This is a genomic window from Tannerella forsythia, assembly GCF_003860135.1.
In the GTDB taxonomy this organism is placed as follows: Bacteria; Bacteroidota; Bacteroidia; order Bacteroidales; family Tannerellaceae; genus Tannerella; species Tannerella forsythia_A.
Window position 1 is genome coordinate 1 of record NZ_RQYN01000167.1, and the last position, 433, is coordinate 433.

Consider the following 433-nt stretch of genomic DNA (forward strand, 5'->3'; position numbering starts at 1 on the left):
GAACAAAGTCGGACTCATTACTACAGGCAAGAAAGGCAGAAAAATCATTACAGCCGTACAGACATTCTTAGACAACCCTTATGACGGAGACACCATAGAACCGCTTCTTAGACAGATGGAAGACAATGATTTGAAATTATCTCAAGAACTTGCGTACGACAGAGGAGGGAGAGGTCGCAGAGAAATAAGAGGAGTAAAAATCATTACTCCCGACAAACCTAAAAAATCTACAGTGAATCTAAGAAAAAGCAGAAACGCAAGAAATTTAGAACCAGAGCAGGTATTGAACCTATCTTGGGGCATCTGAAAAAAGACTTCCGTATGGAACAGAACTATCTGTGGGGCGAAAAAGGGATACATATTAATGCCTACATGGCAGCAACAGCTTGGAATCTAAAGAAAATGCTGGAAAAGATTAAGGAAAATCTTTTGC

2 pseudogenes are annotated in these 433 nt (G+C 40.0%); both read left to right on the forward strand.

The annotated features are described in order from the left end of the window. Positions 1–307 (forward strand): annotated as a pseudogene (locus EII41_RS13815) (hypothetical protein); the annotation flags it as partial. Continuing rightward, a pseudogene (locus EII41_RS14670) lies at positions 295–433 on the forward strand (IS5/IS1182 family transposase); the annotation flags it as partial. The pseudogenes EII41_RS13815 and EII41_RS14670, both read left to right, overlap by 13 nt.